This window comes from Streptomyces sp. NPDC028331 (assembly GCF_055565775.1).
In genome coordinates this window covers 20,484-28,162 of sequence record NZ_JBVHTR010000042.1, presented here as the reverse complement: position 1 = coordinate 28,162, position 7,679 = coordinate 20,484, and the positions used below count along the sequence as shown (strand labels likewise).

7 protein-coding genes are annotated in these 7,679 nt (G+C 72.2%); 2 read left to right on the top strand and 5 right to left on the bottom strand.

The annotated features are described in order from the left end of the window. On the top strand, window positions 1–456 hold a 456-nt coding region (locus ACZ4SW_RS36260), incomplete at its 5' end, for an alpha amylase C-terminal domain-containing protein (protein WP_468253343.1). A gap of 73 nt (window positions 457–529) precedes the next feature. Here ACZ4SW_RS36260 and ACZ4SW_RS36255 read toward each other — a convergent pair. The 3 genes from ACZ4SW_RS36255 to ACZ4SW_RS36245 form a co-directional block, all read right to left on the bottom strand. Next, window positions 530–2,812: a HelD family protein gene (locus tag ACZ4SW_RS36255; protein WP_468253344.1), complete on the bottom strand. Its 2,283-nt coding sequence runs from the start codon at window positions 2,810–2,812 to the stop codon at window positions 530–532. A 124-nt stretch (window positions 2,813–2,936) separates the two neighbouring features. Next, window positions 2,937–3,269 (bottom strand): thioredoxin, encoded by a 333-nt coding sequence (trxA, locus tag ACZ4SW_RS36250; protein ID WP_468253342.1) that lies wholly within the window; start codon window positions 3,267–3,269, stop codon window positions 2,937–2,939. Beyond that, complete coding sequence (locus ACZ4SW_RS36245; protein ID WP_468253341.1) at window positions 3,266–3,694, bottom strand: MerR family transcriptional regulator; 429 nt, start codon at window positions 3,692–3,694, stop codon at window positions 3,266–3,268. Before ACZ4SW_RS36245 ends, trxA begins: the two co-directional genes overlap by 4 nt. Window positions 3,695–3,856: 162 nt before the next feature. Between ACZ4SW_RS36245 and ACZ4SW_RS36240 the strand changes: the two genes are divergently transcribed. After that, the gene (locus ACZ4SW_RS36240) at window positions 3,857–5,008 is read left to right on the top strand and encodes a serine hydrolase domain-containing protein (RefSeq protein WP_468253340.1); all 1,152 of its coding nucleotides are present in this window, start codon (window positions 3,857–3,859) and stop codon (window positions 5,006–5,008) included. Between the two features lie 49 nt (window positions 5,009–5,057). On the opposite strand, the gene ACZ4SW_RS36235 is transcribed toward ACZ4SW_RS36240, so the two are convergent. Together ACZ4SW_RS36235 and ACZ4SW_RS36230 are read right to left on the bottom strand one after the other, a co-directional pair. Further along, complete coding sequence (locus tag ACZ4SW_RS36235) at window positions 5,058–5,828, bottom strand: DUF2127 domain-containing protein (protein WP_468253339.1); 771 nt, start codon at window positions 5,826–5,828, stop codon at window positions 5,058–5,060. Between the two features lie 104 nt (window positions 5,829–5,932). After that, window positions 5,933–7,612: an MFS transporter gene (locus ACZ4SW_RS36230; protein WP_468253338.1), complete on the bottom strand. Its 1,680-nt coding sequence runs from the start codon at window positions 7,610–7,612 to the stop codon at window positions 5,933–5,935. Window positions 7,613–7,679 lie beyond the last annotated feature (67 nt).

The following is a 7,679-nucleotide window of genomic DNA, read 5'->3' as shown; positions in this document are numbered from 1 at the left end:
GAGGCCCACGGCCCGGACTGGTGGCTGCTGGACCCGGACTACGGGGCGGAAGCCGACCACCGGGGCGTACGCGACCTGGTCCGCGACCTCAACACCGTCTACCGCCACACCCCGTCCCTGTGGCAGCGCGACACGGAACCGTCCGGCTTCCGCTGGGTGGTGGGGGACGCCGCCGACGACAACGTGCTCGCGTTCCTGAGGTACGACGCGGAGGAGACGCCGTTGCTGGCGGTGTCCAACTTCTCCCCGGTGGTCCGCCAGGACTACCGCCTGGGCGTCCCCGACGACGTTCCGGCCTGGCACGAGGTGCTGAACACGGACGCGGCGGCGTACGGAGGCGGCGACGTCCGCAACCCGGACCCGGTCAAACCGGAGCCGACGCCATGGCACGGCCACGCCGCAAGCATCCGCGTGACGCTGCCGCCGCTGGCCACGGTGTGGCTCCGCCCGGCCTGAGCCTCGGTCTCCCCGTCCTCCCGTCCTCACATGGCGGAGGGGCTGGACACCAGTCCCTCCGCCATGTGAGACGTCAGCTCCGCAGGTCCGCGAGCGCCGCCGGCAGCTCTCCGCCGTACACGATCCCCATGCGCTGAGTCGCCCGCGTCAGCGCCACATAGAGGTCGCTCGTGCCGTAGCGTCCCGGCTCGACCACCAGGACGGAGTCGAACTCCAGGCCCTTGGCCTGGCGCGGGTCGAGCAGGACCACGGTCCGGGTCAGGTCCGGTTCGCCGCCCGCGGTCACCCCGTCGATCCGCGCGGCCAGCGCCCGGTGCAGCTCGCGCGGGGCGATCACCGCCAGCCGGCCCTCGGCCGGGGTGAGCTCGGCGGCCGCCTTCGCGACCTCGCCGGGGAGGTCGTCCACCGCGCGGCGCGCCCACGGCCGTACGCCCGTGGCACGGACCGAGCTCGGCGGTTCGAAGCCCGGGTGCTCGGCGCGGACCACGGCCGCCGCGACCTCCATGACCTCCGCGGGCGTGCGGTAGTTGACGCCGAGACGCGTGTGCTCCCAGCGGTCCTCCACGTACGGCGCGAGGATCTTCGACCACGAGCCGACCCCGCCGGCCTCGGACGTCTGCGCCGGGTCCCCGACCAGCGTCATCGAGCGGGTCGGGCAGCGCCGCATCAGCAGCCGCCACGCCATCGGCGACAGTTCCTGCGCCTCGTCGACGATGATGTGCCCGAAAGCCCAGGTGCGGTCGGCCGCCGCGCGTTCGGCGGCGCTGCGGTGGTCGGCCTCCTCCTGCCGCTCGGCGAACCGTTCCGCGTCGATGATGTCGTGCGCGGACAACACCTCGGAGGCGTCGGGGTCGCTGTCCTCCTTGTCCTCGAACTCGTACGTCCGGGAGGCGTACGACACGTCGAGCACGCCCTGCGCGTACGACACCTGCGCCTGGCGCTCGCGTTCGGCGCGGGCGCGGGCGATGCGGTCGTCCTCGCCGAGGAGCTCCGCCGCCTCGTCGAGCAGCGGGACGTCGGCGGTGGTCCAGGCGCGGGTGACCGGGCGGCGGACGGCGGCGGCGTCCTCGTCGGAGAGGTAGCCCTCCGGGTCGGCGAGGAAGTCGGCGACCAGCCGCTGCGGGGTCAGCCGCGGCCACAACCGGTCGATCGCGGACCACACTTCCGGATTCTCGGCCAGTTCGTCGCGGATCTGGGTGATGTCGCTCGCGTCGAGGAGGTTGGAGCCGTCGTACGGGTCGGTGCCGATGCGTTCGGCGACCATGTCCGTCAGCGTGTTGAGGATGTGGCCCTCGAAGTGTTCGCGCGCCACGTTGTGCGGCAGCTTCGCGGCGCGGGTGCGTTCGCGGGCGACGTTGACGAGTCCGTCGTCGAGCAGCAGGACGTCCCGGTCGTGCTCGATGGCGATGACCGGGTCGGGCAGGGCCTGCCGGTCCGCGACGACCCGTGCGAGCACGTCGGCCATCTCGGCGCGGCCCTTCACGGCGGCCGCCTCGGGCGTGTCGGTGGCGGTGGCCTTCACCCCGGGGAACAGTTCGCCGACCGTGGCGAGCAGCACGCCGGTCTCGCCGAGGGAGGGCAGCACCTCGCCGATGTAGCCGAGGAACGCCGGGTTCGGGCCGACGATCAGGACGGCGCGGCGGGCGAGCAGCTCCCGGTGTTCGTACAGGAGGTAGGCCGCGCGGTGCAGCGCGACGGCCGTCTTGCCGGTGCCCGGGCCGCCCTCCACCACCAGCACGCCCCGGTGGGGTGCGCGGATGATGCGGTCCTGGTCGGCCTGGATGGTGCGCACGATGTCGCCCATCCGGCCGGTGCGGGCCGCGTTGAGCGCGGCGAGCAGCACGTCGTCCCCGGCCGGGTCCTCGTGTCCGGTGCGTTCCCGGTCGGCGACGTCGAGGTGCTCGTCGTGCAGGGCCGTGACCCGGCGGCCCTCGGTGGAGATGTGCCGGCGGCGCCGCAGGCCCATCGGGGTGTGCCCGGTGGCCAGGTAGAAGGGGCGGGCGACCTCGGCCCGCCAGTCGATCAGCACCGGGGTGCGGTCCGCGTCGTCGGCGCGCAGTCCGATACGGCCGATGTGGTGGCTCGCTCCTGAGGTGAGGTCGATACGGCCGAAGCACAGCGAGCCGTCCACCGCGTTCAGCGCGGCCAGCAGCCCCGAGCGTTCGGCGACGAGGATGTCCCGCTCCAGGCGGGCCTGCATGGGCTTGTCCCCCTGGCCGAGCGCGTCCGCGACGGACACCTCCGTGTCGCCGCGCAGCGCGTCCACCCGCGCGTACAACCCGTCGATGAATTCCTGCTCCTGCCGCAATTCATCGTCCGGAAATTCGGTGTTTGACAATTCAGCTCCCGCCCGGATATACTGTGCTCATCAAAGCTTCTCCGCGACCTTTGTCATGCCAAGTCGCGAACCATTGAATATACGCAGAGAAATCCCCCGAGCGCAATTGCTCGGGGGATTTCCGCTGTCCGGGCGGGGGGAACTACAGCACGTCGGACAGCTCCTCCAGCAGCCGTCGCTTGGGCCGCGCCCCCACCATCGCCTTCACCGGCTCGCCGTTCCGGAAGACCATGAAGGTCGGCATCGACAACACCTTGTACGCGTTCGTCGTCTCCGGATTGGTGTCCACATCCAGTTGGACCACCTTGAGCCGGTCACCCTCCTCGGAGGCCACGGAGCTGAGCACCGGCCCCATCTGCCGGCACGGCGGACACCAGTCGGCGGTGAACTCCACCAGCACCGGCAGATCCGATGCGAGCACCTCCGCCCCGAAGTCCGCGTCCGTCACCTCGGCCACACCAGCCGCCTTGATCACCGCTCCTGCCCTCCCAGTTCGCACAGCGGTTCCGGACCCCCCGGAACCAGCGCCTCGGCGGCCAGCCCGTCGCGGGCCTGCTCGGCGCGCGCGAGCTGTCCGGCGACCTTCTCCCGCACCGACCGCAACTCTCCGATCAGGGCGTCGAGCTCGTCCAGCTTGCGCCGGTAGACCGCGAGCGACGCCGGGCAGGAGTCGCCCTCCGGGTGCCCGGCCCGCAGACACTCCACGAAGGGCCGTGTCTCCTCCAGGTCGAACCCGAAGTCCTGCAGCGTGCGGATCTGCTGGAGCAGTCGCAGATCGCGCTCGTCGTAGGTGCGGTACCCGTTGCCGGTGCGCCGCGCGGGCAGCAGTCCCCGCGACTCGTAGTACCGCAAGGTCCGCGTGGTGGTCCCGGCCCGCGCCGCCAGCTCGCCGATTCGCATGTCCGTGACGGTAATCCTTGACGCCGACGTCAGGGCAACACCGCCGGCGGTCGGGCGGTCCGCGCAAAAAATCCCGCCACTCCCCCGGCGGGCACCGATGATTCCGCCCCGCCCCGGCAGTCTCGTCTTCGACGGCATCCGATGCGGCGGACGGACGGAACCATGACCACCCTGCACCACATTCTGAAGACGTACGTAGACGAGGGCTGGGCGCCGGGCGCCGTGGCCCTGGTGGAGCGGCACGGCCGCACGGAGATCGCGGCGGTCGGCTCCCTCGACGCCACCGGCGCCGGACCGATGCCGCCCGACGCGGTCTTCCGCCTAGCCTCGATCAGCAAGCCCCTGGTGGCCGCCGCGGTGATGACCCTCGTGGAGGACGGCACCCTCGCCCTCGACGCCCCGGTCGCCGCATGGCTCCCGGAACTGGCGCACCCCACCGTCGTACGCGACCCCGCCGGTCCGCTCGACGACGTGGTGCCCGCCTCCCGGCAGATCACCGTCGAGGACCTGCTGACCTTCCGCGCGGGCTACGGCTTCCCGTCCGACTTCTCCCTGCCCCAGGTCAAGGCCCTGTTCGAGGTGCAGAAGCCCGGCGCGGACCCGCGTGCCCTGCCCGACCCGGACACCTGGCTCGCCGAGCTGGCCCGTCTCCCGCTGCTGTACCAGCCGGGCGAGGCCTGGCTCTACCACACCTGCTCCGACCTCCAAGGCGTGCTGATCGCCCGGGCGACCGGCCGTCCGCTGCCCGAGGTGCTGGCCGAGCGGATCCTCGAGCCGCTCGGCATGACCGACACCGCCTTCGAGGTGCCGGCCGCCGAGCGCCATCGCTTCACCACCGCCTACCGCCCCGACGGCACGGGTGGCCTGGAGGTCATCGACACCCCGGACGGCGGCTGGAGCAGCCTGCCCGCGTTCCCGTCCGGCGGGGGCGGGCTCGTCGGTACGGCCGCCGACTGGCTGGCCTTCGGCCGCATGCTGCTGGCCGGCGGGACCGCGCCCGGCGGCCGCCGCGTCCTGGCCCCGGAGTCGGTGCGCCGGATGACCACCGACCACCTCACTCCCGCACAGCGCGCGAGCGCCGCCCTCTTCCTGGAGGGGCAGGGCTGGGGCTACGGCGGCGCGGTGGACATCGCGGCCGCCCGTCCCTGGACCGTCCCCGGCCGTTACGGCTGGGTCGGCGGCACCGGCACCAGCGCCCACGTCGTCCCGGCCACCGGGACGGTCGCGATCCTGCTCACCCAGCGCGCGATGGAGAGCCCGACCCCGCCCGCCCTGATGCGCGACTTCTGGCGGTACGCGGCCGGGGTGTCGTGACACGCCCGCTCGCACTCCGGTGCCCCGGGGCGGCGGGGATCCGGACGGTTCAGGAGGTGAGCAGGACCCCCGCCGACTCCTCCACCTCCAGCAGCGACGCGCTGCGCCGCTCCTCCTCGAACGCCTCACGGCCGCCGCGCAGCCCGAACAGGCGCTTGGCGAAGGCGATGTAGAGGACCGCGAGGATGTTCAGGACCAGTGTGGCGATCTTCAGGCCGCTGATGTGCTCGGTGAGTTCGTACACCTCCAGCGGCAGGAAGGCCGCGGTGGCGACGACCGTCAGGTACTCCGCCCAGCGCTTGGCGTACCACAGGCCGACCGCCTCGATCAGTTCGATCAGCGCGTACGCCAGCAGCAGCCCGGCCACCAGGACCAGCGTGGAGTGCCTGTAGCCGAAGGTCTTCTGGATGGTGCCGACCACGGGCGAGTGGTCGAGGTCGTAGTGGAAGTGCTTGAAGACCGGGCGGAATACGTCCAGGTACTCGTTGAACAGCCGCCGTACCGCGTCCTGGCTGTTGCTGAACCTCCACACCGCCACCGCGACCAGCACGATGAACACCCCGCGCACGGCCCGCTCGATGGCCAGGAAGCGCAGGATGAACAGGTCGCGCAGCACCTTGCCGCGCGGCACCAGCGGGGCGTCGCCGGCCGGTCCCGCGCCGTGCGGCTCCCCGAGCACGAAGTCGCCGCAGCGCAGACAGCGCCACACGTCCCCGAGCGCGGTCTGGGCGTGCAGCCGGATCCGCAGCCGGGGGTCGTCCGGAGCGTAGGTCACATGCCCGCGGCGGGCGCAGGTGCGCCGGTCCCAGTCGATCTTCATACCCCCGTGCCTCCCACAGAAGGTGCCGTGCCGGTTGTTCCGGCACGGCACGGTAGTGCATGTCCTACGAGACGTAGGGGCAGGACGCGGGGTTCCCGCGGAGGTCAGCGGCGTTCGGCGGTCACGAGTTCGCGCTCCTCGGCCTGCTCCTCACCGGACTGGGCGGGGCTGTTCCCGCGCGGCAGCAGCGCGGCGACCAGGACGGTGCCGACGCCGAGGATCACCGCGCCGACCAGGCTGGTGTGGGCGACGGCGTCCGCGAAGGACGAGCCGACCGCGTCGGCCATCTGCCGGGCGCCGTGCGCGAGCTGGTCGGCCTGCGCCTTGAGCTGTGCGGCCTGCCGGGGGCTGCTCGCGTGTGCGGCCTGCTCGGCGAGCTGCCGGGCCTTGTCGCCGATGCCCTGTGCCACCGCGTATCCGGCGCCGACGGAGTCCTGCGCGGTGTCCAGCGTGTTCGCCGGGAGCCGGCTGCCGGCGGTGGCGTCGGCCAGGTGCGAGGAGTAGGAGTCGGCGAGCACCGAACCGAGGAGGGCGATGCCGAGCGAGCCGCCGAGCTCGATGGACGTGTCGTTGACGGCACCGCCGACGCCCAGCTCGGCCTCCGGGAACGACCCCATGATCGCGTCGGTGCAGGGCGACAGCGCGAGGCCGATCGCGAGGCCCAGGATCACCAGGGGCAGCACGAAGTCGCCGTAGGAGGATCCGGCGTCGACGCGGGTGAGCAGCGCGAGCGCCGCCGTGCCGCCGACCATGCCCGCGGTCACGGTGATCCTCATGCCGACGCGCGGGGTGAGGAATCCGGTCAGCGCCGAGCCCACGAACACGGCCCCGGCGAGCGGCAGCATGCGGACCCCGGTCTGCAGGGCGTCGTAGCCGAGGACGAACTGCAGGTGCTGGGTCAGGTAGTAGAAGGCGCCGAAGACCGCCAGGAAGAACAGCGCGACGGCGAGGTTGGAACCGGCGAAGCGGCGGCGGGCGAAGCGGCGCACGTCGAGGACCGGGCGCGGGTGACGCAGCTCCCAGGCGACGAACAGCACGAGTCCGACGCCCGCGACCACGGCGGCCGTGACGGCCTTGGTGTCCCAGCCGAAATGCGGACCCTCGATGATCATGTAGACGAGGGCGCCGATCCAGACCACGGACAGCAGTCCGCCGACGATGTCGATCCGGTCGTGGTGCGCGGCCCGGGACGGCGGGACCAGGACGAAGGCGGCGACCAGGGCGACGGCGGCGATCGGCACGTTGATCAGGAACGTCGCGGACCAGCCGTGGTTCTGCAGCAGCGCTCCGGCGACGACGGGCCCGGCCGCGATGGCGAGCCCGGCGGTCGCGGTCCACAGGGTGATCGCCTTGGCGCGTTCGGCGCGCGGGAAGGTCGCGGCGAGCAGGGAGAGCGTGGCGGGCATGATCAGCGCCGCGCCGACGCCCATGACGGCGCGGGCGGCGATGACGGTCGCGGCGCTGTCGGAGAGGTAGCCGAAGACGGCGCCGCCGCCGAAGACGACGAGCCCGAGGACGAGTGCCCCGCGCCGGCTGTACTTGTCGCCGATCGCGCCGAGCAGCAGCATCAGCGCCGCGTAGGGGACGGTGTAGCCGTCGATGACCCACTGCAGGTCGGCGCTGGTGAGGCCGAGGTCGCGGGTCATGTCGGGGGCGGCGACGGTGAGGGCGGTGTTCGCCATCACGATGATCAGCAGGCTCAGGCACAGCACGAGCAGCGCCCACCAGCGCCGGGGGTAGGGCCGGTCCATCCTCTCGACCGGTTCGTTCATGACGAGACGCATGGGTGCGGGCCTTCCTCTTCTCCATTGCCCTCGAGTTGCACAGCATCGTGCAACTGCACAACACTGT

Coding starts and splice junctions, on each gene's coding strand:
- ACZ4SW_RS36230 (WP_468253338.1), bottom strand. CDS start 7,612: ATGCGTCTCGTCATGAACGAACCGGTCGAGAGGATGGACCGGCCCTAC.
- ACZ4SW_RS36240 (WP_468253340.1), top strand. CDS start 3,857: ATGACCACCCTGCACCACATTCTGAAGACGTACGTAGACGAGGGCTGG.
- ACZ4SW_RS36235 (WP_468253339.1), bottom strand. CDS start 5,828: ATGAAGATCGACTGGGACCGGCGCACCTGCGCCCGCCGCGGGCATGTG.
- ACZ4SW_RS36245 (WP_468253341.1), bottom strand. CDS start 3,694: ATGCGAATCGGCGAGCTGGCGGCGCGGGCCGGGACCACCACGCGGACC.